The following is a 22,905-nucleotide window of genomic DNA, read 5'->3' as shown; positions in this document are numbered from 1 at the left end:
GCAGGGGGAGTTGATGTTCGCATGAAGCAAAACACACGCACGCCGTCGATGGGCAACGAGCCCACCGTAGATCTTCTCGGGCACCTGCGCGGACTGCTGAAGGTGGCGCCCATCGCGATCGTCATCGCGATCGTGGTGGCACTGGGCGTCTTCGGCTACCAGTCGGCCTCCGCGCAGCGCTATCAGGCGTCCGTCGTCGCGCAGATCGTCACACCCGGTGCCGCGGCCAGCGGTCAGTCCGGCCCGACCTCGACCGACGCCGCCACCGCGGCGGGCCCGTTCGTCGCGCTCGCCTCCGACCAGCAGGTCCTGGCGCAGATCGCCAAGACCTCGGGCCTGCGCCTCGATCCGTCGCAGCTGTCGGCCGACATCGTCGTCGCCGCGTCGACGGTGCCCGGCATCGTCGACGTCACCGCCGAGGCCGGCTCGGCGCAGGACGCCTCGACCCTGGCCAAGGCCGTCGTCTCGACGCTCGACTCGACCTACGTCCAGCGCCAGCAGTCGGCGGCCTCGGCGCCGGCGAGCAACGGCATGAGCACCGGATTGCAGGCGCTCACCACCCAATTGCAGTCGCTCACCTCGCAACTCGACGGTGTCATCACCGCCGACGGACCCGCGGCGGGGATCCTCGCCGCACTCAAGTCGCAGATCGGTCAACTCCAACAGCAGCAGCAGACCGCGGCCTCGGCCACACAGCCGATCACCGCGGCCACCCAACGTCTCATCCTGCTGTCGCAGCCGGCCGGTGGACCGAAGGCCGCGAGCATCCCGCCGATCGCCATCGCCGGTGTGGCCGGGCTCCTCGCGCTGATCCTCGCGGCCGAACTGCTCGTGTTCGCCCGGTCGTTCCTCGGCCGATCGGTGAACCGCGAGTGGTCGCGACGCATCGGTCGTCGCGCGCACGCCGTCGTGGACATCCCGCGTCGCGGCGAGGAGATCTCGACCTCGACGCTGGCCGCCGTCGCACGAGTGTCGGGTCCGGTGCTGATCGTCGCCTCCGAGCAGGTCCGCGGCGTCGTCGCCCGCATCGTCGCGCATGTCCACGGACGGGTCGACGGTCGCGACATCGACGACGACGACTGGACTCCAGACGAGCGCGACCACTCGCTCGCCGTCGTGGTGGTCCGTGATGGTCAGGTCGAGCGCGCCCGCGTGGCGAAGGCGCTCGAGACACTCGCGGCGTGGAACATCCCGTCGATCCTCGTGGTCGCGCCCAGCGGCCGCGGAAGCTTCAGTCTGCCCGGCGGTCTCGCGGTCGCGTTCCGCAAGCCCTCCGAGACCGCGGCGCCGGTGCGCGCCTCGGCGGCCCCCGCCACCGGGTCGGCGCCCGCGGGTCCGGCGTCCGCCCCGATCGCACCGCCTCCGCCGATCACCCCGAACGATCCTGCCGCCGGATACCTGCCCTACCGCCCCCTCGCCCCCGAGGGTGCGAACGGCATGGCGGCGGTCCCGACCCGTGCCACCAGCGGCGCCCAGTCCAACGGGACGCAGGTGCACCCCGCCCCGGTGCAGCAGACGCCTGTGCCGGAGCAGGATTCGGTGGCGGAGCACGGCGACGCCATCGACCAGCCTGCCGGGGCCGACGAGGACCCCGCGTCCGTCGAGGAGCAGGTGCCCGACGAGAACGCGGTGGCGGAACAGGATGTCGAGGCCGATCAGGACGCGGAGTCCGATGAGGCCGAGTCGTCGGACGAGGTTGCAGCCGAGAGCTTCTCGGACGACGCCGACGCCGACTCCGACTCCGACTCCGAGACCATCGACGCGACCGAGCGCACGCCCCAGTCGACGCACAGCTGAGGCCCCGCACACAGCGCACCACCGCCGCTGAACCGCCTGTCGGTTCAGCGGCGGTCGTCTGTGCGGACCTCGGCAGCGATGCGCCGCCTCAGCGGCAGTCGGCGGCGGCGCGCACCGCGCCGTAGGCCTTCTTCGGGCTGAAGTCGTTGCGCAGCAACCCGAAGTTGTCCTCCACGTCGGAGGTGTCGGTGCCCGCATCGCGCAGGCTGTAGACGAAGAACGGGCCGAAGTGTCCGCGGGACCGGGTCGACATGATGGCCGACCAGAGCGAATCGGCCTGGAACTGTTCGGACACCCTCTGCTTCGAGGTGCCACCCGTGGGTGCCCCGTACTCGGTGACCCACAGTTTCTTGGCGCCGTCACCGTTGCGGCGCATCGTCGCGTAGAGCGCAGGCAGTTGCGCGAACGCGTTGAACGACTTCGACGAGGAGTCCAGGGGCAGATAGGGATAGCTGTACGGGTGGATGCCGACGGCGTCCCACGACGCGGAATCGGCGACGCGGTACAGCGTGCTCAGGAACCGTGTGGGCGCGATGTTTCCGCCCCCGTCGACGGCGGGTGAGAGCCCGGCGGTGACGATCGTGACCCCCGGTGCGGCATTGGTGCGGATGGCGATCGACGCCGCCGACAGCATCCGGCCGTACACCGCGACATCGGGTGCGGGTGCAGCGAAGTTGACGATGTTCGGCTCGTTCCACACCTCCCAGGCGGTGATCCGGTCGGCGTAGCGCCGCGCCGCGAGCCCGGCGAAGTTGCCGAACGCGGCGGTGTCGTTCGGCAGGGAGAACTCCTTGTCGAGCGCCCCCGGCAGTCGCGCCCAGGTGGGTGTCGTGTCGACGATGCCGAGGATGGTGAGACCGCGGGCCCGCGCGGCGTCGACCACACGGTCGGTCGCGGCCCAGTCGTACTGGCCGCGTGTGGCCTCCACCGAACTCCACGGCACGTCGAAACGGATCCACCGCATACCGCCCTCGGCGGTCATGTCGAGGGTCCGCGCCAGGTCGGCGTCCGACAGCGTGGTGAGTCCGCTACCCGCGGCGACCCCGAGCGGGGTCTGCGGCGTCGCCGGCACGCATGCATGGTCCACCTGGGTGTCGTGGATGCCCAGGACGCGGGCCAGCGGGGCGGGCATCACGGCGACGGTGACCCCGCCGGCCACGACGAGGAGGACGACGGCGACCAGCGCACCGATCACCATGGTCCGTCGTCGCCTGGTGGCGAACAGTCGACGGACCCCGAATCCGTCGCGGGTCACCGCACGAGGGTAGTGGGGTCGGGCACGGCGTCGACGGGTGCGGCATCCGCGTCGTGAGGACCCTCGGCCCCGATGTCGCCGTTCGTGGTGTCACGGCGGGGCGCGACGACCGTCGACGCCGCAGCGCCGAGAAGCAACCAGAAGTAGGCGTCGTCGGGGAAGATCTCGAAGTACGTGGAGACCAGTGCGGCGGCGGCGACGGCGACGGCGGCCGCCGAGACGCCCACGCAGAGATTGCGATCCACCGGATCGGTCGCGGCGCGCGACGCTCGGACGGTGTGCAGCACCGCGACGACGAGCACGCCGACGAAGACCCACAGGGCCAACGGACCCAACTCGATCGCCACCTTGATGTAGTAGTTGTCGGGCTGATACGGCGCCGACGACGATCGGGTCGCCTTCGCCACCACCTCGGCGGCCGAACCCGTGGTGCCGAGTCCGATGCCGAAGGGGTGACCGAGGATCGAGGTGATCGAGTCGCTCCAGCCCGTGCCGCGCTCGCCGAGACTGTTCGACGACAGGAATGTCGACAGCACCGGTCCGGAGAAGACTGCGGTGACGGCCGCGGCGACGATCGCGCCGATCCCCAGAGCAGTCAACAGCTTCCGGTAGCGATGGAATCCGATCCACAGCAGGCCGATCAGCAACCCGAGGAACGCGGCGCGCACCACCGCGGTCGACATCGCGACGAGGTAGATCGGGGTGAGTACGAGGAACACCAGGTTGCGGGGGCGGCGGGGTTGCGCCGCGGCGACCGATCCGCACACCAGGAGCACGAGCATCATGAAGAGCGCGAACGGGAAGGGCTGGCCGAACGTGCTGAACGACCGCAACAGACCGCCGGCGAACCGGATGTCGGTGTTGTAGGCGAACCCCTGGGCGGCGAGCGCATCGGCTCCGGTCACCTGCTGGTAGATGCCGTACAGACCGGTGCCGAGACCCAGCAGCATCATGATCGAGATCAGGTGGTCGCGATCGCCGGCGTCGAGCGGACGCAGCCAGATGATGATCGGGAACACCAGTCCGTAGAAGAACGTGATCTTGATCGGTGACAGCGCGACGTTCATCGGGAGTGTCACCAGGGCGCTGACGATCCCGATGGCGGCCAACAGGGCGAACAGGTAGGCCCACGGTTGGGTGAAGCGCGGGACCGCCGACCATCGCGTCCGGATCACCGCGCACACAGCGGTGAAGCCCAACAGGCCTTCTTTCCATCCGTTCGGGAACCCGGCGCCGAGAGCGAAGATCAGGATGTAGTGCAGCGGCGAGATCGCCGCGAACAGCAGGACACCGCGTTGGGGTCGGATCAGGATCCACACCGCGACAGCGAGTCCCACGATGCCGGCGACACCGTAGGTCGCCGTGTGCATGACGCCGGTGTTCATCGCGCCCCGCCCCCGCCGCGCGACGGGGTCGCGACGGCGTCGGCGTGTGCGTCCGGGGCACTCGAGCGTGTCGTGCCGACGAGCAGGTCGAGCAGCGCGGGGACGGTCTCGCGGCGATCGTGGTGCTCGGCGACATGGGCGTACGCGCGACGGACCATCGCCGCGGTGCCCACCGGATCGGCGGCGATCGACGACATCGCCTCGGCGAGGGCGACCGGATCACCCGGGGGCACCAACACCCCGCGCCGGTCGGCGAGGAGGGTGCTGGGGTTTCCGTGGTCGGTGGCGACGACCGGAACGCCAGCGGCCATCGCCTCCATCGCGGTCAGCGGTCCGGCTTCCGGGGCGATGCTCGCCGACACGTGCACCGTCCACTCCGCCAACGCGTCTGCGGCACGCACCCGACCCGGGAACGTCACGCACCCTGCGAGATCCGGCTGTCCGGCACGCTCGCGCAGCTGCGCGGCGTACCCGACGTCGCCGGGAAAGGCCTCACCCGCGACGACAGCGGTCGCGTCCTCGATCCGGGCGACCGCCTCGAGGAAGACGTCGATGCCCTTCCACGGGGTGAGCACCGACAGGGTGCCGGCCCGCAGGGCACCGGTCGTCGGCGTGCCGGTGGGGGCCGTGTCGGGGATGTCGACGCCGAGGCGGCCGACCGCGACGTGGTCCACGAGACCGTCGAGGGCCGACGCGGTCGTCGGGGACACCGCGACCACCCGGTCGAGCAGCGGACGTCCCGCGGCGATGAACATCCGGGTCTTCGTGCTGACGACGTGGTCGTGGACGAGCCAGGCGACCGACCGCACGCCGGCGAGGCGCAGCGCGGGCAGGGTGTGCGCCGAGTTCGCGACGATCGGGGTGCCGCGGTGGGCGCGCAACGTGCGCGCGGCGATCACCATCGACCGGGCCATCCCCCACGCCGCGCCGGCGCGTGTACGACGACCGTGGTCGCGACCGAGGTGCGGGATCTCGACGTGGACGACCCACGGCGGGAACGATTGCGAGAGCGGGCCGACCGGGCACGCCACCGACACCGACATCCCGCGACGGTGGCATTCGGTGGCGAGGTCGAGCATCACCGACTCCGCGCCCGAGCGCTGCGGCGAATGCGTCACGAACAGGACCCCGTCGGAGACGGCCGATTCACTGTTGTCGGAGACGGCCGATTCATTGCTGTCGGTCATGATTGCTCCCGACCGTCGAGGGCGACCGCGTGGAGGCACTCGGTGAGCACCGCCTCGCGGACCACCGGGTGGAATCCGGGATGGTCGCCGCCCGGGGCGACGTGGACCGACGGGCCCCGACCACCGCGGCTGACGCTGCTCAGTGCCTGTAGGCCACGTTGGCTCAGGAAGTGCTCGTAGTCGCGGCTACCGAAGACGAGGTGCGTCTCGATCCCGGCCTTGGCCAGCGGGCGCAGCAGCAGGCGTGGGCTCTGCATGACGCCGAGTCGGGCGACCGCGTCGAACACCACGTACGGGGCGAAGCGCGCCACGATCGGCTTGAGGCGACCGCGCAGCGACGGAGCCGCGTCGTCGACGGCGCCGGAGACCTCGGGGCCGAAGGGGGCGTCGCCGCCCAGCACGGGGGCGTCGCGTCGCCAGGTGAGCTGATTGACCAGCACCACCCGGTCGAGTTGTCCGGGCGCGTCGTCGGCGACGTCGAGGGCGACACGCGACGCCGACCACGACCCGGAGCAGATCCCCACGTGGGTCAGCGGTCCCGGCGTCAGCGACCGTGCGAGGTCGCGGACCTCCCGGGCGTCGGTGATCGACGTGGGCGAGTGCAGCGGCGCGAAATCGTCGGCACGGCGGACCCGTCCGCTCTCACCGACGCCCCGTCGGTCGTAGCGCACGGTGACCGCGCCGAGTCGTCCGGCCTCGACGGCGAGGTCGCGCCAGAGCCGGGCGGGTCCGGTGCGGATGTCGGCGGCCGTCGAGTGCACCACGAGCGCGCTGTGGGCGATGCCCTGGGCCGGGCGGGTGATCCACACCAGCGGACGGTCCGGCGCGGTGACGATCTCGGTGATCACCTCCGCCGACGCAGATCCCGCGGGCTCACCGTCGACGACGGCCCAGGACCGTGTCCGGTGGTGCACGACAAGGGGTTCGGTGGGCAGCAGCTGATCGATCCAGGCGCCGATCGCGTGGACCGACTCGTGCGGCAGTTCCACCAGGAAGCTGGGCGGGGTCACGAAGGCGGTCGGGTCGACGGTGCGCACCACCTCGACGCGCCCGGCGGGGCGTTCGTCGTGGAGCAGGGCGCGGGCGGGTGCCGACGCGAGATCGGCATCGGACGTCGCGAGCAGGACGGGGCAGTCGGGCAGCGAGTCGAGGGTGATCGACATCGCCGACAATGCCTGCGCGGTCGTCCGGTGCCACCCGGCCCCGACGATGTCGACGACGTCGTCGGTGTGGCCGCGCAGCGACGACCCGGCCGAATCGGCGGCGACGGCCATCCGGAACAGCTGGGTCTGGCCGCGGACGAAGGTCCGTCCCCGCAGCACCGGATCCCACAGCACCAGACCGGCGAGACCGTCGATGCGTTCGGCGGCGGCGGTGGCGAGCAGACCGCCCGCACGGAGCCCGACGACGACGACCTCGCCGACCCCGGTGCCACGCACGTGGTCGACGGCATGGACGATGCCGGCGAGCCAGTTCTCGACCGCGTCGGGCGAATCCTGTTCTCCCCACGACTCGCCCGTGTGCAGATGGTCCATCCGCAGCACGACCATCCCCGACAGCGCGAGGTCCTCGGCGAGCATCCGCACGCCGCGGGTGGTGTCGATCTGCTCCTTGCCCAGCGGCGGGCACATCACGACGCCGGCCCGGGCCACCCCGGACACCGGGCGGTGCACGGTGCCGAACAGCGGGGTCACTGCGGGGCCGAAGAAGGTCGGCTCGACGACGGTCGCGGTGTCGACCAGGTCGGGTCCCACCGTGTCGGGGCCATCACCGTGGGGGCCGGAACCGCTGGGATTCGGACCCGAGTCGGTCGGGGCGGGGCCGGAGAGCATGCGGCGCGGGTCGATGCTGTCGGTGATCCCGACGACCCGGGCCGCGACCGGCAGGGCCAGGGCGCCGACGGCACCGAGCACGATGCCCACCACCGAATCGGCGGGGGCGAGCAGCGCGACAGCAGCGGTGAGGACGGCGATCAGCCCCACCAATCCGAGCATGGTGCGCCACGGGAAGAGGTCGCCGATGGCCACCTCGCGCAGGACCGTGGCCCAGATCAGCACGCAGACGACGATCTCGGTGCCCACGGTCGCGACCGCCGATCCCTCGAACGACATCCGGGGGATCAACACGACGTTGGCGATCACGTTGAGCGCCAACCCGAATGCGGCGATGATCGGGAACGTGCGCAGGCGTCCGGTGCTGACCAGGGTCATGACGCCGAGCAGGGTGAAGCTGCTCAGGCCGGCGCCCAACACGAGCAACCGCGTCGCGAGGGCCGCGTCGGCGTAGTCGGGGCCATAGAGAAGTCGGATGAGGGGTGCCGCCGACGGCCAGATGCCGATCACGGCCATGCCCCCGAGCAGCGTGGTGAGGACGGCGGCGTCGCGCATGCGGCCGCGGAACTCCTCGAGCCGTTCGGGCCAGCTGGCGACGAGCACCGTCACCAACGGTGTGGTCACCGCGATCCCGATCATCGAGACGAGGTCGGAGAACTTGTAGGCGATCGCGTAGTGCCCGACGGCGTCGAACGAGTCGAGTTTCGACAGCAGCGGGATGTCGATCTTGGTCAGCAGCACCGTCAGTGCGAAACCGATGCTGAGCGGGAACGCCTCGCGCAGCATCTCCGACCAGCGCCAGATCTCGATGCGCTTGGCCGGGCGGAAGCCGAGTCCGCCGCGGTGGAGGACGACGCCCTTGGAGATGAGGGAGACCAGTTCGAACAGGACGGCCGGTATGACGACCACGAGCAGGACCGGCGCCACGATGACCGCGATGACGGTCGCCGCGAGCTGCACGATCTGGCTCAGCGACTCGATGACCGAGACGACGGTGAGTTTGAGGCGGCTCTGGTACAGCACGGTGAGCGAGTGGCTGGGTGTGGCGATGACGACCACGAGCCCCGCGATGGCGGTGGCGGTGACGACCACGCCCGGGTAGTCGGCGAGCACGACGAATCCGACCGCCGCGGCGTACCCGATGAGTCCCAGTCCGAGGCGCAGGGCGATGAACGAGCTCGCCACGAGACGCGTCTCGCTCTCGCTGTCGCCGACGAGGCGGCTGAGCACGACACGGCCGACGCCGAGGTCGGTGATGACGCTGAGCAACCCGAGCAGACCGAAGACGAACGAGTACTGGCCCCATTCCTCGCTGCCCAGCGATCGGGCGATGGCGATGCTGCCCGCCCAGCCGAGCGCGGCGACGAAGACGCGTCCCAACAACATCGAGCCGATGTTGCGGGCGATCGACCCCTTCGGGGTGGGCGAGCTCGACCCCGGTGCCCCCGGATTCACCGCGGGCACCTGGGTTGCGCCGGTTGTTCCCGGGCGGGTGTCGAGTGTCGCGGTCACCGGGTGCTCTCGTAGACCTCGAGTGTCGCGGCGGCGGTGGCCTCCCAGCTCAGCGCGCCGGCCGCGATCGGGCCCCGCTCACGCAGATGGGCTCCTGTCTCGCCGGTGGCGGCCTCGCGCAGGGCGCGCGCCCAGGCCTGCGGACCGTGTCCGGCGACGAGCAGCGCACCGTCGCCGACGACGTCGGGCAGGGCGCCCACCGCGCTGGCGACGACGGCGCCGCCGCAGGCCATCGCCTCGATCGGCGGGAGACCGAAGCCCTCGTAGCGCGAGCAGTACGCGGTGACCGTGGCCGCGGCGTACAGCGCGGGCAGGTCGTCGGTCGCGACGTAGCCGAGGCCGTGGGCCGACGCCGGTGCGTCCGGTCCGGTGGAGCCGGCGCCGGCCAGCACCAGCGGCATGTCGGCCTCGGCACAGGCCTGCGCCAGCAGCGCGACGTCCTTGCGCGGTTCGACCGTCCCGACCTGCAGGACGAAGCGGTCGGGGAGATCGAGGCGGGCGCGGACCTCGGCGACGGCCTCGGCGCTCGGCGGGGTCGCCCACGACGCGGGCGCCAAGGGGATCACGTGCGCTCCACGACCGAAGATGTCGGCGATCCGCTCGGCGGTGAACGACGACACCGCGATGAGCACGTCGGCGCGGTTCAGCGCGCGCCACAGCAGCGCGCGCTCACCGCGGGACCGCAGCGCCGACGACGCCCACGGGGTGTCGAACACCGAGAGGTCGTGCACCGTCGACACGGTGATCCCGTCGCGGAGCAGCGGCAGGTCGACGTCGAGGGAGTGGAAGACCCGACCGGGTGTGCGTACCGGTCGCAGACCCGAGAACGCCCGACGGACACCGGAACCGACCGGGCGGGTCAGCGGCTCGACCGAGGTGGGCAGCTCGCCGACGGCGTCGCTCTGGACGACCGCGGCCATCGACAACGCCGGCGCGAGGGTGCTCGCCGCGGCTACGAGTTCACGGGCGTAGGTCTGCACCCCGCTGCCTCCGGGCCGCAGCGCCAGCGCGCCGAACACCACGTCGTGGACGCCGGTCGGCGCGGCGACAGGTGTGGACGCCATGGCGACCTCGACGGGCGTCGCGCCGGCCGCTTGCGGTGCCGCCGCCCGCGGGATGCGAGAGCCGGTCGAGGTCGGGACGGACGAGATCGGTGCAGAAGTCATGGCGGTGCTGGTCATTTCGGCCGTGGTCGCGTCGATGCGCGACTCGAACTGGGAACGGGTCACCCGTGTCGTGGCGACGGGCGCCATCGGCGGTCGGGTCTCGTCGGGCAGGCTCATCGGACTCTCGTCTCGACTCCGTCGACGCGGGTCAGGCGATGAGGCCGCGCTGCTGCGCGGGCCAGGCGGACACGTCGAGGCCGTGCGTGGCGAACATCGCCAGGGCGATGCGCTCCATGCCGAATCCGACGCAGGCGCTGTGTGCGACACCGCCGTCGGCCGTCGCGATCGTGAACGTCTCGCCGAAGTGGTCGCGGTGGCAGTTGCACGACACCACGGCCGTCCCGTCGTCGAGATCGCCGTACAGCGACACCACGAGTTCGGTCTTGAGGTTCTCGTCGAGCTGGTTGGCGGCCAGCATCTTTCCCGCGCGGCCGAAGAACGGGTCGTTGGCCGGCACGTCGCGCGCGGCGAGGCCGAGCTGGTCGAGCACGGCGAGGCCCCGGGGCACCCAGCTGTCGCGGTGGTTCTCGGCCTGCTGCGGCGACCCGACGATCACGAACTCGTGCATGCGGAACGCCTGCATGCGTGCGGGGTCGACGGCGGGCTCGTGCCGGAAGCAGTACCCGTAGACGTCCATCAGGACACCGCCGTCGGGCAGCGTGCCGGTGAGCGTGGAGTAGCTCGGGTGGCAGGCGGCCGAGACGAGCATCGTTCCCGCAGAGGCGAGGTGGTGATCCCAGTCGACACCCGACTCTCGGTCGGCGAGCAGCGCGCGGTGTGCCCGATTGTCGCCGGTGAAGGTCGAGATGGCGCCGGTCAGGTTCGGGAACGACGCGATGTAGTCGGTCTTCTCGAACGACTCGCGCGGGAACACCGGTGGGAACCGCAGTCGGCGCGGCGCGTCGGCGTGCGCGGCGCGACCGGCGGCGACGACGACCTCGTCGATCGCGTCGATGACGTCCTCGAACATCGCGCCGCGGCCGTAGAGGCCGTCGATACCCGAGGGCACCAGCAGCCCGGCGTCGATGAGATCGTCACGGAACTGTGCGCGCGCCCGGTCGAGCTCCGACGGTGCGGTGGTCGCTGTTGTCGTTGTGGCGGTGGCGGGTTCGGCGGTGCCCGAATCGGTGATCACGGTCATGTCCGTCACCCCCGGTAGGCCAGCACGAGCTGGGCGTTGTTGGCGCGGATGCGGTCGTTGGACACCATCAGCTGCGGGCCGAACGCGTCGCGGAGCAGGCGCCCCATCGATGCGGGGTGGTCCTCGCGGTATCCGCTGATGCCGCAGAGCTGCAGGGCACCGACGACGACGTCGACGATGGTGGTCGACGCGTCGAGCTTGAGGTTGTTCATGGCGAGGGTGAAGCCGACCGTGGTGTGCTCCTCCCCGCTCGCGAGAAACGCCTCGTAGCGCTCGATCTCGCGGGCCACCGACGACACGAAGCGCTGGTGCACCACGGTGAGATCGGCGAACTTCACCGCCTGGGGCGGCGGCGATCCGCCGGGCGACTTGCGGGCCGCCGAGCGGACCTGGGCGCGGGCCTTGCCCATCGCGGCGTCGGCGATGCCGAGCCACACCGACGCCCACAGGGTGTGCGACGCGGGGAGCATGGTGTGCGCGGAGATGGTGGCGTAGTCGACGGGCAGCACGTGGGCGGCCGAGGTCTGCGCGTGGAGCTGGAAGCCGGGGCTGCACGTACCGCGGAAGCCGAGAACGTCCCAGGTACCGGTCTTCTCGAGCCGGGTGTCGGCGCGCGGACACGCGACGAGCACCTGGTCGTTGCTCGGGCTGTCGGGGGTGCGCCGTGCGGTCGCGAAGACGTAGTCGGCGTACTCGCCGTAGGAGATGACCGGCGCGTTCTTGTCGAGGACGACGGTGTCGCCCCCGGCTGTGTCCCTGGAGACGACGACCGCGCAGGTGGAGCTGCCGACGTCACCACCGGTGGTGATCTCGGTGGTCGCCGAGGCGAGGAGGGCGTCGGACTCGGCGATCGTACGGGTGAGTTCGGCGGCCGCACCCGACGTCGCGTGGAAGCGCAGCGACAGGGCCTGGGTGTGGTGCATCGCGAAGATCATCGCCGTCGAGCTGCAGACCGCACCGAGCTTGCGTCCGATCGCGCAGAGGTCGGTGATCGACGTGGAGCGCCCACCGAGTTCGACGGGCAGTGAGCAGGACAGCAGTCCCGACGAGCGCATCTCGTCGACGGCCTCGAACGGGAAACGTGCGTTGCGATCGACGTCGTCGGCGTGGGCAGCGGCGACCGCGACCGTGCTGGTCGGATCAGGTGCCTCGACGGCTTCGGACGTGCGTACAGCGGTGATTGTCACCGAACTTACCCCCCCGGGTGATCGGAATATTGATCTGTGGGCCGTGCACATCGGCGACGTCGGCGACGACCTCGGCGATGGTGAACGTCTCGTCAGCGCGCGTGGACCCGACGCGTGGTGCTGCGGTACGTTCCTCGGTACGGTATCGCAAAGGTCGAGGTTTGACGAGTTGCAGATGCCTCATCGACGGTGAGGCGTTGCAGCACACTGCGCGACCCGATCGACGTCACATGGGGCGGGGGAGTCCCGACGTCACACCGCACCGGTCGGAAGACCCGGCCGGGCAACGCCACTCACGGCAACAGCTGATTCAGGGGGAAGTACACGATGCAGGACCAGATCCGTCGGATTCTCGTGTCACACGGGAAGATGTCCGTCGACGCCATGTCGGTCGACAGTTCTGTCGATCTCTATGAACTGGGTCTCACCTCGCACGCGAGCGTGAACGTGATGCTCGCGCTCGAGGACGAGTTCGACATCGAGTTCCCGGACACCGATCTCAAGAAGTCGACCTTCGCCACCGTGGACAACCTCGCCGCGGTCGTCGGGAGGCTGGTCCCGGCATGACCGCCGCGCCGATGGTCTCCTCGGCGGGCCTCGCCGATCCGGAACATCATGTGGCGCACCGGATCCACACCGACGCCGAGCGGGTCTGGCCGGAGACCAACTGTTACGTCGACCTGTGGGTCGAGACCCTGCATCTGCTCGGTCACGACCCGGTGCCGTCGCTGATCTCGGTGTTCGCCGCCGACCATGACGGCGGGCAGTGGACGTTCATCAAGCCCGAGCAGAACGACCTGCGAGTCCTCTACGGCATCGAGGTCAGCGAGGAGGCGCTGTGGCGTCCGGTGCTCGAGACCGTCGAGAGCGGGCCGGCGCGGGGACTGATGCACACCGTGGAGGTGGACAGCTGGTGGCTGCCCGACACCGCGGGCAGTGACTACCGCAGCGGCCACGTGAAGACCACGATCGTCCCGCTGTCGGTGGACCGTGCCGCACGGGAGATGGTGTACCTGCACAACGCCGGCGCCCATCGCCTCGCCGGCGAGGACTTCGACGGTGTGTTCGGTCTCGGGTCGGGTGTGCACCCCGAGTTGCCGCCCTACACCGAGCAGATCCGCCGCACCGTCACCGCCGCGGCGCCCGAGCGTGCCCTGGAACTCGTACGCGCACATCTCGATCGGCGTGCCCCGGGCAACCCGGTCGACCGGCTCGCGGACTCGGTCCGCGACGCCGTCGCGTGGCTGCCCGACGCCGGCCTCGAGACCTTCCACCGATGGGCGTTCGCCACGCTGCGCCAGTGCGGTTCGACCGCCGAACTCGCCGCCGACGTCGTGGTGTGGCTCGAGTCGCAGGGTGCCACGGGCGCGGCTGCGGCACGGGAACCGTTCCTGGAGGTCGCATCCGGGGCCAAGTCGGTGCAGTTCCGGATGGCGCGTGCCGCCCGCGGCCGCGCCGTCGATCCGAGCGAGACGCTGGCGGCGATGGCCACCGCGTGGGACGCGGCGTTGCACATCGTCGACACCTCCGTGGGGTGAGCGCCGTCGCGACGACCCTGCCGGGAGGTCTGCTGGTGGCGACCGTCGCCGGCGCCGTGACCGACCCGACCGGCCTCACCGGTGACATTCTCGCCGGGGGCGTACCGATGCCGCGCCCGACGGTGGTCGACGCGGTCGACGGGTGGCGTGCGCTGTGCCCGCCGGACGCCTCGGTCGACGACCTCGACTGGTGGTTCGTCACCGACACCGACGTCGCCGCGACCACACGAATCGTGTTCGAGGGGCTGAGCTTTCCGGCGTCGGTGTTCGTCGACGACGTCGAGGTGGCGACCGTGACCTCGATGTTCCTGCCCGTGGCGACGACGGTCGGACCGGGTCGACACCGCATCGTGGTGCGATTCGGGTCGCTCACCGCATGGGCGTCGACGCGACGCCCCCGCGGACGCTGGCGGTCGTCGCTGGTGGCCACCCAGGGCCTGCGGTGGGCGCGCACCACGCTGCTCGGTCGCGCGAAGGTCTACGGCGATGTGCCTGCCCCGGTGGGGTTCTGGCGCGGCGTCACGACGACCGACGCGGCCGCGGTCGTCGATCTCGACGTCCATGCCGACCCGACCACGGGTGTCGTCACCGTGCGCGGTCGCTGCCTCGACCCCGACGGGACCGGCGCGGACACCGCGACGGTGACCGTGCGTCTCGTCGATCCCGACGGACGGGTGATCGAGACGACCGCCGAGGTCACCGACGGGGCGTTCACCACGACGCTCACCGTGGCCCGGCCCCGACTCTGGTGGCCCCACGGGTACGGCGAACAACCCCTCTACCGGCTGACGGCGGCCACCGCCGACGGCGCAGCAACCACGAGAACGGTCGGGTTCCGGACGCTCACCGTCGACACCACCGACGGCGGCTTCACCCTCGTCGGCAACGGCGTCCCGATCTTCGCCCGCGGCGCCGTGTGGACCCCGGTGCGTCCCGGCGCGGTGCCCGACGTGCCCGCCGCGATCCGGCGGCGCCTGCACCTGCTCGCCGGCGCCGGCGCGACCATGGTGCGGATCCCGGGCGGACTGTTGCCCGAGGACGCCGAGTTCGCCGACGTCTGCGCCGAACTCGGACTCCTCATCTGGCAGGACACGATGCTCGCCACCTTCGACCCGCCGCCCGATCTCGACGGCACCGTGGACGCCGAACTCGACACGATGCTACGGGCGGTGTCGGGCAATCCGTCGATCGCCGTGGTCAGCGGCGGGAGTGAGACGGTGCAGCAACCGGTGATGCTCGGACTCCCGCGTGAGGGCCGGACGATGCCCCTCATCGAGGCCACGCTGGCCGACCGGGCCGCCGCGTACGGTCTGCCCTATGTCGAGTCGTCGCCGAGCGCCCCGCCGGGCAGCGACGCGTTCCCGCTCCGACCCGACACCGGCGTCAGTCACTGGTTCGGCGTGGGCGGATACCGCCGCCCGGTCGCCGACGTCGTCGGTGCCGACGTCCGTTTCGCCGCCGAATGTCTCGCCTTCTCCATCCCGCCGTCGCCCGCGGCGGTCGAGCGGCACTTCGGCGCCGCGGCGGCCGCCGGGCACACTTCCGAGTGGAAGGCCGCGGTACCCCGCGACCGCGGTTCGGCCTGGGATTTCGAGGACGTCCGCGACCACTATGTCGCCGCACTGTTCGGCGTGGAGCCCTCGGCGGTCCGCAGCCGCGACCCCGAGCGCCACCTGCAGCTCGGTCGCATCGCCGTCGCCGAGGCGATGGCCACCGCTCACGCCCACTGGCGCACCGATCCCCGCTGCGGCGGTGCGCTCGTGCTGACCGCGGCCGACACCGCACCCGGTGCGGGTTGGGGCCTCATCGACGTCGACGGCGACCCCAAACTGCCGCTGTCGGTCCTCCGCCGGGTGTGGGCTCCGGTCGCGGTGCTCGTGCGCGACGCGGGTCTCGCCGGCATCGCGGTCGACGTCGTCAACGACACCGCCACGCCGCTGGTGGGGGAGGTGTCGCTGTGCGCGACCACCGACGGTGGGTCGGTCGTCGCCGAGGGCGTCGCGGCGGTCGCCGTCGCCCCCCACGGGTCGGTGCGGCTGTACGACAGCGAGATCACCGGTGTCTTCCGTGACCTCTCCGACGCCCACCGGTTCGGGCCACGTACCGCCGACGCGGTGGAGGTGGTGCTGAGCGTCGACGGGGCGCCGCGGTGTCGCGAGGTGTTCGTGGTGCGACCCGCCACCGAGGTCGTCGTGATCCCCGCGGGCACATTGCAGGCGGCGGCCCACGTCGCCGACGGCTGCTGGTCGGTGCGGTTGGAGTCGTCGGTCACCGCGCGGTGGGTCGAGATCGACTGGCCCGGATGGACTCCGGCCGATTCGGTGTTCCACCTCGCGGCCGGCCGCCCCTACGACGTCGCGCTCACCCCCGCGGCCGGGACCGACCACGAGCGCGGTCCCCGGGGGCGCGTACTCAGCCTCGACCTCGCCGCGCCGGTGACCGTCTCGATGGCCCCGTGAGCGGGTCGAGGATCGCTCTCGTCCACGAGCGGCTCACCGAGATCGCGGGCAGCGAGCACGTCGTCGAACAACTCGCCGTCGAGTGGCCCGACGCGCACCTGCGGGTGCCGATCGCGGATCCCGACGCCGTCGTCGACGTCCTGCGGGGACGCGTCGACGTGTCCCGGCTCGACGCGGCACACCGGATGATCGGTCGACGCACCTACGCACCGCTGTTGCCCCTCGTCCCGACCGCACTGCGCCGCAGCTCCTTCGCCGACGTCGATGCCGTCGTCATCAGCCATCACGCCTTCGCGGTGTCGGCCGCGCACGCCGCCGGCGACATCCCGACCGTCGCCTACGTCCACTCCCCGGCCCGGTGGGCCTGGGACCGCGAGATGCGTGCCGGTGAGGCCTCGGGCCCGGCCGGACGGGCCGCGCTGGCCGCACTCGCGGCGGTGGCGCGACGCGCCGAATCCGGTGCGGCACCCGGGCTCACGGCGGTGGTCGCCAACAGCGCCGAGGTCGCCGACCGCATCGAACGGTGGTGGGGCCGCGAGGCGGTGGTGATCCACCCGCCCGTCGACACCGAACGCTTCACCGTCGACCCCGACGCGACGCGGGAGGACTTCTTCCTGCTCGCCGGCCGCCTCGTGCCCTACAAGCGACCCGATCTCGCCGTGCGGGCCGCCCGCCTCGCCGGTGTGCGACTCGTCGTCGCCGGGTCGGGTCGGTGGCAGGGGTTGTGCGAGAGCCTCGCCGGACCCGGGACCACGTTCCTCGGCCGCGTCGACGACGCGGAGATGACCCGACTGCAGCAGACCGCACGCGCCCTCGTGATGCCCGGTGTGGAGGACTTCGGGATCGTCCCGGTGGAGGCCATGGCGAGCGGCACCCCGGTGATCGCGGTCGCCGAAGGAGGCGCGCTCGACACAGTGGTGCCGGGCGTCTCGGGCGTCCTGGTGCCGGGCGGCTCGGATGACGAGGTCGTCGCCCGGCTCGCGGAGGCGATGACGTCGTTCGACGACGGAGCCCTCGATCGTGCCGGTATCGCACGGCACGCGGACACGTTCTCGCGCAGCACCTTCCGACGCTCCATGCGGGACCTGGTCGATGCGGTGGCACGGTGAGTCACGCACTCGGATGCGACCTGGTGGCGCTGTCCGACATCGCCGAATCGGTGGAGGCGTTCGGTGAGCGCTTCCTGACGCGGGTGTTCACCGCGGGTGAGCTCGCCGCGGCACGCGGTGACACCGCGCGACTCGCGGCGCGGTTCGCGGCGAAGGAGGCGGTGATCAAGGCGCTCGCCGTCACCGACGAGGCGACGGTCCCCACCGAGATCGAGGTCGTCGGCGCCGGTGTCGCACCGACGCTACGGCTCCACGGTGCGATGGCGCGTCGCGCACGGTCGCAGAGGTGGGGCGAGATCGTCGTGACCCTGTCGCACACCGACTGTCACGCGATGGCGGTCGTGCTGGCCGAGATCGACTGACCCGGGCACGCATTCACCGGCGGTGGCTCAGGAGCCGGTGCCGCGCAGCATCGCCTTGAAGGTCAGCAGGATGATCTTGGCGTCGAGCCAGATGCTCCAGTTCTCGATGTAGAAGTTGTCGTAGATCGCACGGTCGTCGATGCTCGTGTCGCCGCGCAGCCCGTTGATCGCGGCCCAGCCGGTGAGACCGACGTTCACGCGGTGACGGTGCTGGTAGGACGGCACCGTGCTCTCGAACTGCTCGACGAAATGCGGCCGTTCGGGACGCGGACCGACCAGCGACATGTCGCCGCGCACCACGTTCCACAGCTGCGGCAGTTCGTCGATCGAGGTCTTGCGCAGGAACCGACCGATGGCGGTGAGTCGCAGGGATCGGTCGGGACTCCAGTCGATGTCGGAGGTCGCCGCCGAGACCGGGCGCATCGACCGGAACTTGTACAGGTGGAACAGGGTTCCGTTGCGCCCGGTGCGTTGCTGCTTGAAGATGATCGGTCCGCTCCGGTCGGTGACCGCGATGGCCAGGGCGCACACGAGCAGGACCGGGGACACCAGCAGGAGCGCCAGCGACGAGACGACGAGATCGACGAGACGTTTGGCGTGCCAACACCATGCGCGCTGGGCACTGCGGCGGACGTGGACGAGCGGGATGGTGTGCACGCGGTCCATGTCGTTGGTGAGGTGCACGAACTCGAACAGGCGCGGGACGATGAAGATCTCGCAGTCGAGGTCGTCGCATTGGCGCAGCGGCGAGACGTAGTTCTGGTCGGTGGTGCGGCTGAACGCGACGATCACCGTCTCGACGTTGTGACGCATCACGATCTCACGCAGGTTCTCGACGCCGTCGGTGACCGGTGTGCCCCATTCGACGATCTCGGGGAGCGGGTCGGAATCGACCACGATGATCGGTTCGAGCCCGAACTCCGGGTGCTGCTCGAGGTTCTGCAGGATCTTCGAGGCGACCATGCCGCCACCGACGATCGCGGTGCGCGAACGCATGGCGGGCTTGCTGCGGCGGCGCGCTCGCACGACCGCGTAGTAGAGGACCCGCACGACGAACAGCACCGATGCCACACCGAGGGCCTCGACACCCGCCCGCAGGATCGGTGTCGTCGGATCGAACACGACGACGACGGCGAGTGTGGCGAGCACGCAGAATCCGGCCAGACGCGGAAGTACCTCCAGCGCAGAGGCGTTCAGGCGCGAGCGGTAGAGCCCTCCGGTGCCGAGAAGGGCGACGAAGACCGCCGCCTCGGGCGCGGGCCACCGCTGCTGCGTGGCGGCGGCGAGCAGGATCGTCACGATGACCAGTTCGAGCACGACGAGGACGGCGTCGATGCGCTGCCGCCCGAAGGCCACGCGACGGACACGTCGCGGCGGCGAAGCGACCTCGGCCACGCCGCGAAAATTCCTGACGCTCATGAACTCCCCCAAAACATGGAACTGCGTGACCCGACGACGCGGATCACCTTCCCCCTGGAACGCACGTGTCCCCACACGAACCGCGTTGCCGGTTACATCTTGGCACAGATTCACTAGTGAGAATGTCCAGTGTGGAGTGAACTGCATGACTCGCCTCGGGCGTACGAACACACCACAAGAGTTTCCGACGTCCGATTTATCCGATACCGTGGCGTACCCTCCCGTCGTCGACACCGAGAGAGCCGCGATGCCCCGCCGTCACCCGACCGCCGTACCGCCGATCAGGGCCTACACGCCCGATGACGTCGACATGGTCGTCTCCCCGGTCAACCCGGCGTGGATCCGTTCGGGTTCACCCGTCGCGCGCGAGGCGCGGTGCGATTCGAGCCGCGACGGCAGCACCACGACGTGGGTGTGGGACTGCACGGCGGGTGTCTTCGACTGGTACTTCCCCGCGGACGAGACCGTGCACATCATCGACGGCGCGGTACGCGTCTCGGCCCACGGTTGCCCATCACGTGTGCTGCACCCCGGCGATTCCGCGGTGTTCGCCGCCGGCACCTGGGCGCTGTGGGAGATACCGGTCTACGTGCGCAAACATGCCGTTCTCCGGCAACACATCCCGGCACCCATCCGTCTCGCGATGCGTGTCCACGGGCGACTGACGCGCCGGGACCCGGGAGCGCCGCCCGCGCTACTGCCGGTAGCCGGCGAGAAAGTTGCCCAGTCGTTCGACGGCGTCGACGAGATCACGCGACCACGGCAGCGTCACGATCCGCAGATGATCCGGTGTCGGCCAGTTGAACCCGGTGCCCTGCACGACCAGGATCTTCTCGCGTAACAACAGATCCTGCACCAAGAGTTCGTCATCGTGGATGTCGTAGTACTCGCGGTCGATCTTCGGGAACGCGTAGAGCGCACCCATCGGCTTCACGCACGACACCCCGGGGATCTCGTTGAGCTTCTGCCACGTCACGTTCCGCTGTTCGAGCAGGCGGCCGCCGGGTTTCACGAGATCGTCGATGCTCTGATACCCGCCGAGGGCGACCTGGATGGCGTGCTGCGCGGGCACATTCGAGCAGAGGCGGGTCGACGCGAGCAGTGAGAGCCCTTCGATGAACCCCTTCGCGTGGTCCTTGGGTCCGGTGATCGCGACCCATCCGGCGCGGTATCCGCACACCCGGTACGCCTTCGACAGTCCGTTGAACGTGAGGCACAGCAGGTCCGGGGCGAGTGACGCGATGTTGATGTGCTCGGCGTCGTCGTAGAGGATCTTGTCGTAGATCTCGTCGGCGAGCAGCAGCAGCGAATGCCGGCGCGCGAGATCGACCAGCTGCGTGAGGATCTCACGTGAGTAGACCGCGCCGGTCGGGTTGTTCGGGTTGATGACGACCAGGGCCTTCGTGCGCGGGGTGATCTTCGCCTCGATGTCGGCGATGTCGGGGTTCCACTCGTTGGCCTCGTCGCACAGGTAGTGCACGGGCTTCCCGCCGCCGAGCGCGGTCATGGCCGTCCACAGCGGGTAGTCCGGCGCCGGGATGAGGACCTCGTCACCGTCGTCGAGCAGGGCCTGCATGGTCATCGTGATGAGCTCGGAGACGCCGTTGCCGAGGAAGACGTCGTCGACGTCGAAGTACGGGAAGTCGGGGATCGTCTCGTAGCGCGTCACCACGGCGCGGCGGGCCGAGAGGACGCCGGCCGATTCCGAGTAGCCCTGCGAGTACGGCATCGCGTGGATCATGTCGCGCATGATCACGTCGGGTGCGGCGAACCCGAACAGGGCCGGGTTGCCGATGTTCAGCTTGAGGATGCGGTGTCCCTCGGCCTCGAGACGTGCTGCGTGGGCGTGTACCGGACCACGGATCTCGTAGCAGACGTCGCGGAGTTTCGCGGACTGCTCGAGCGGCTTGAGGGTGGTGGTGACGTGGGGTACGCGCGGTCTGCTCACCGGTCCATGATCGCACCCCGCGCAACGCGATAAACGCCACGGGCGTCGACCTCGTCGGTCAGACGCGTGCGGCGGTCGGTCAGATGCGTGCGACGGGCGGGGTGATCGACGGGGCGGGCTGCGGACGGCCGAAGAGGTATCCCTGCGCGTGGGTGAACCCGACCTCCCGCAGCAACGCCACCTGGGCGCGGTCCTCGACGCCTTCGGCCACACTGACGATGCCGAGCTCGTCGGACAGGCGGCACACCGTCTCGACGATGCTCCGTTTGGTCGGGTCGTCGCCCATGTCGGCGACCAGCGACCGGTCGATCTTCGCGACGCTGATCGGGTGGTCGACCATGTAGCGCAACGCGGCGTACCCCGTCCCGAGATCGTCGACGCAGATCACACATCCGAGTGCCGCGAGCTCGTGGATGGTGGCCGACGCGGGGGAGTCGGTGGTGATCATGTCGCGCTCGGTGACCTCGATCCACAGGGTCTCGCCGGCGACGGAGTGTTGGGCCAGGGTGGCGGAGATGTGGGCCGCGAGATCGCGGTCGAAGAGCTGCTGTGAGGAGAAGTTCACCGACATGAACAGCCCGGGATTGCCGCTCTCGGTCTGCCATTGCGCGAGCTGTCGGATGGCCTCACCGACCCCCCATCGCCCGATCGGCACGATGAGCGAGGTCTCCTCGGCGGCATCGAGGAACGTGCCCGGCAGACGGACGCGGTTGTCGACGGTCCACCGCAACAGCGACTCGTAGCCGACGACCTCGAGGCCGTCGACGGTGACGATCGGCTGATAATGCAGCGTGAACGCCTCGCCGACCGCCGTCGCGAGTTCGGCGGCCAGTTCGACCTCGCGCTGCAGGCCCGCGATCGACACCTCGGAGGCATACGCCAGATGGGCTCCGCGGGTGAACGCCGAGTGCACCGCCGCGATGGCCGCCTGCATGAGGTCGTCGGCCCGGCGGGAACCGGTCGCCTCGACGCCGGCCGGAGGGGATGCGGGGTGATCGAGCGGGACGTCGCCGGGGAGCGCCACCCCGATGTGGGTCTGCACGAAGTAGGAGACGTCGTCGACGTCGATGGTGGTGGCCAGTCGCCGGCTCAGGGCTTTCACCAGGTCATCGAGGTCGGCAGCGGAGGAGTCGACGAGGATCGCGACGTGATCGGGGGTCGCCCGCAGCACCGCGCCGCGGTCGCCGACGAGTTCGGCGAGAGCGGTCATCGTGGCCCCACGCACCGCCGATCCGGCACCGGGACCGAACGCTGCGGCGATGCGGTCGGCGGCCTCCATGCGGATCGCCACCACGGCGAGGTGTTCATCGGGGATCGAGACGGCCGACCGCTGTAGATCGGTGTCCGCGCCGGGATCGACGGGAGTCGGGACCGACTCGGAAGAACCGGGCACGCCGTGCTGCGCTGACACGCGGTGCCCCTCTCGTCGATCGCGATGACGACAGCGACACCCGCTGTCGATCGAACGTACCGCGAAATGATAGCCAGGCCTGTCGGGGTGCGGACCGCCGAAAACGTGCAGATCGACGCAATGTGGTGACGGCCACGCTCGACCGAGCCGGGTGGTCGCGGGCGGTCGGCATCGAGTTCGCGTCACGTGTGACGACA

16 protein-coding genes and 1 pseudogene are annotated in these 22,905 nt (G+C 70.5%); 7 read left to right on the top strand and 10 right to left on the bottom strand.

All coding sequences use genetic code 11. The features are described from left to right. Positions 1–21: 21 nt before the first annotated feature. Entirely contained in the window at positions 22–1,797 is a 1,776-nt protein-coding gene (locus OG579_RS10255; RefSeq protein ID WP_328859046.1) for a hypothetical protein, read from the top strand. Between the two features lie 88 nt (positions 1,798–1,885). Here the strand turns inward: OG579_RS10255 and OG579_RS10250 are convergent, their stop codons facing one another. From OG579_RS10250 to OG579_RS10220, 7 genes are all read right to left on the bottom strand, one after another. Further along, positions 1,886–3,052, bottom strand: coding sequence for an endo-1,4-beta-xylanase (locus OG579_RS10250; protein ID WP_328859045.1), 1,167 nt, complete (start codon positions 3,050–3,052; stop codon positions 1,886–1,888). Then, the gene (locus OG579_RS10245; protein ID WP_328859044.1) at positions 3,049–4,437 is read right to left on the bottom strand and encodes an O-antigen ligase family protein; all 1,389 of its coding nucleotides are present in this window, start codon (positions 4,435–4,437) and stop codon (positions 3,049–3,051) included. The genes OG579_RS10250 and OG579_RS10245 overlap by 4 nt, the downstream gene beginning before the upstream one ends. Continuing rightward, the gene (locus OG579_RS10240) at positions 4,434–5,624 is read right to left on the bottom strand and encodes a glycosyltransferase family 4 protein (RefSeq protein WP_328859043.1); all 1,191 of its coding nucleotides are present in this window, start codon (positions 5,622–5,624) and stop codon (positions 4,434–4,436) included. Before OG579_RS10240 ends, OG579_RS10245 begins: the two co-directional genes overlap by 4 nt. Further along, the gene (locus tag OG579_RS10235) at positions 5,621–8,968 is read right to left on the bottom strand and encodes an oligosaccharide flippase family protein (RefSeq protein ID WP_328859042.1); all 3,348 of its coding nucleotides are present in this window, start codon (positions 8,966–8,968) and stop codon (positions 5,621–5,623) included. The genes OG579_RS10240 and OG579_RS10235 overlap by 4 nt, the downstream gene beginning before the upstream one ends. Further along, on the bottom strand, positions 8,965–10,032 hold the full coding sequence (locus OG579_RS10230) for a glycosyltransferase family 4 protein (protein ID WP_328859216.1): 1,068 nt from the start codon (positions 10,030–10,032) through the stop codon (positions 8,965–8,967). Before OG579_RS10230 ends, OG579_RS10235 begins: the two co-directional genes overlap by 4 nt. A gap of 250 nt (positions 10,033–10,282) precedes the next feature. Then, positions 10,283–11,275, bottom strand: a complete 993-nt coding sequence (locus OG579_RS10225) for an amino acid--[acyl-carrier-protein] ligase (RefSeq protein ID WP_328859041.1) — start codon at positions 11,273–11,275, stop codon at positions 10,283–10,285. Between the two features lie 5 nt (positions 11,276–11,280). Next, positions 11,281–12,513, bottom strand: a complete 1,233-nt coding sequence (locus OG579_RS10220; protein WP_408068785.1) for an acyl-CoA dehydrogenase family protein — start codon at positions 12,511–12,513, stop codon at positions 11,281–11,283. A 276-nt stretch (positions 12,514–12,789) separates the two neighbouring features. On the opposite strand from OG579_RS10220, the gene OG579_RS10215 reads away from it, so the two are divergent. From OG579_RS10215 to OG579_RS10195, 5 genes are read left to right on the top strand one after another with little or no spacing between them, the layout of a single operon-like run. Further along, entirely contained in the window at positions 12,790–13,029 is a 240-nt protein-coding gene (locus OG579_RS10215; protein ID WP_045824496.1) for an acyl carrier protein, read from the top strand. Continuing rightward, a complete protein-coding gene (locus OG579_RS10210; protein WP_328859039.1) occupies positions 13,026–14,000 on the top strand; it encodes a DUF1839 family protein in 975 nt (324 codons plus the stop codon). The genes OG579_RS10215 and OG579_RS10210 overlap by 4 nt, the downstream gene beginning before the upstream one ends. Next, complete coding sequence (locus tag OG579_RS10205) at positions 13,997–16,459, top strand: glycoside hydrolase family 2 protein (RefSeq protein WP_328859038.1); 2,463 nt, start codon at positions 13,997–13,999, stop codon at positions 16,457–16,459. Before OG579_RS10210 ends, OG579_RS10205 begins: the two co-directional genes overlap by 4 nt. After that, positions 16,456–17,568 (top strand): glycosyltransferase, encoded by a 1,113-nt coding sequence (locus tag OG579_RS10200; RefSeq protein ID WP_328859037.1) that lies wholly within the window; start codon positions 16,456–16,458, stop codon positions 17,566–17,568. Before OG579_RS10205 ends, OG579_RS10200 begins: the two co-directional genes overlap by 4 nt. Continuing rightward, positions 17,565–17,930 (top strand): holo-ACP synthase, encoded by a 366-nt coding sequence (locus OG579_RS10195; RefSeq protein WP_328859036.1) that lies wholly within the window; start codon positions 17,565–17,567, stop codon positions 17,928–17,930. The genes OG579_RS10200 and OG579_RS10195 overlap by 4 nt, the downstream gene beginning before the upstream one ends. A gap of 27 nt (positions 17,931–17,957) precedes the next feature. Here the strand turns inward: OG579_RS10195 and OG579_RS10190 are convergent, their stop codons facing one another. After that, positions 17,958–19,349: a sugar transferase gene (locus tag OG579_RS10190; RefSeq protein WP_328859035.1), complete on the bottom strand. Its 1,392-nt coding sequence runs from the start codon at positions 19,347–19,349 to the stop codon at positions 17,958–17,960. A gap of 412 nt (positions 19,350–19,761) precedes the next feature. Between OG579_RS10190 and OG579_RS21975 the strand changes: the two are divergent. Further along, positions 19,762–19,890 (top strand): annotated as a pseudogene (locus OG579_RS21975) (cupin domain-containing protein); the annotation flags it as partial. 153 nt (positions 19,891–20,043) lie between these two features. On the opposite strand, the gene OG579_RS10180 reads toward OG579_RS21975, so the two are convergent. Together OG579_RS10180 and OG579_RS10175 are read right to left on the bottom strand one after the other, a co-directional pair. Beyond that, entirely contained in the window at positions 20,044–21,297 is a 1,254-nt protein-coding gene (locus tag OG579_RS10180) for a pyridoxal phosphate-dependent aminotransferase (protein ID WP_328859033.1), read from the bottom strand. A gap of 79 nt (positions 21,298–21,376) precedes the next feature. Further along, on the bottom strand, positions 21,377–22,708 hold the full coding sequence (locus OG579_RS10175) for an EAL domain-containing protein (protein ID WP_328859032.1): 1,332 nt from the start codon (positions 22,706–22,708) through the stop codon (positions 21,377–21,379). Positions 22,709–22,905: the final 197 nt, after the last annotated feature.

Source organism: Williamsia herbipolensis (genome assembly GCF_036153515.1).
GTDB lineage: Bacteria > Actinomycetota > Actinomycetes > Mycobacteriales > Mycobacteriaceae > Williamsia_A > Williamsia_A herbipolensis.
The sequence above is the reverse complement of the archived record's forward strand: the minus strand, read 5'-3'. Positions and strand labels throughout refer to the sequence as shown.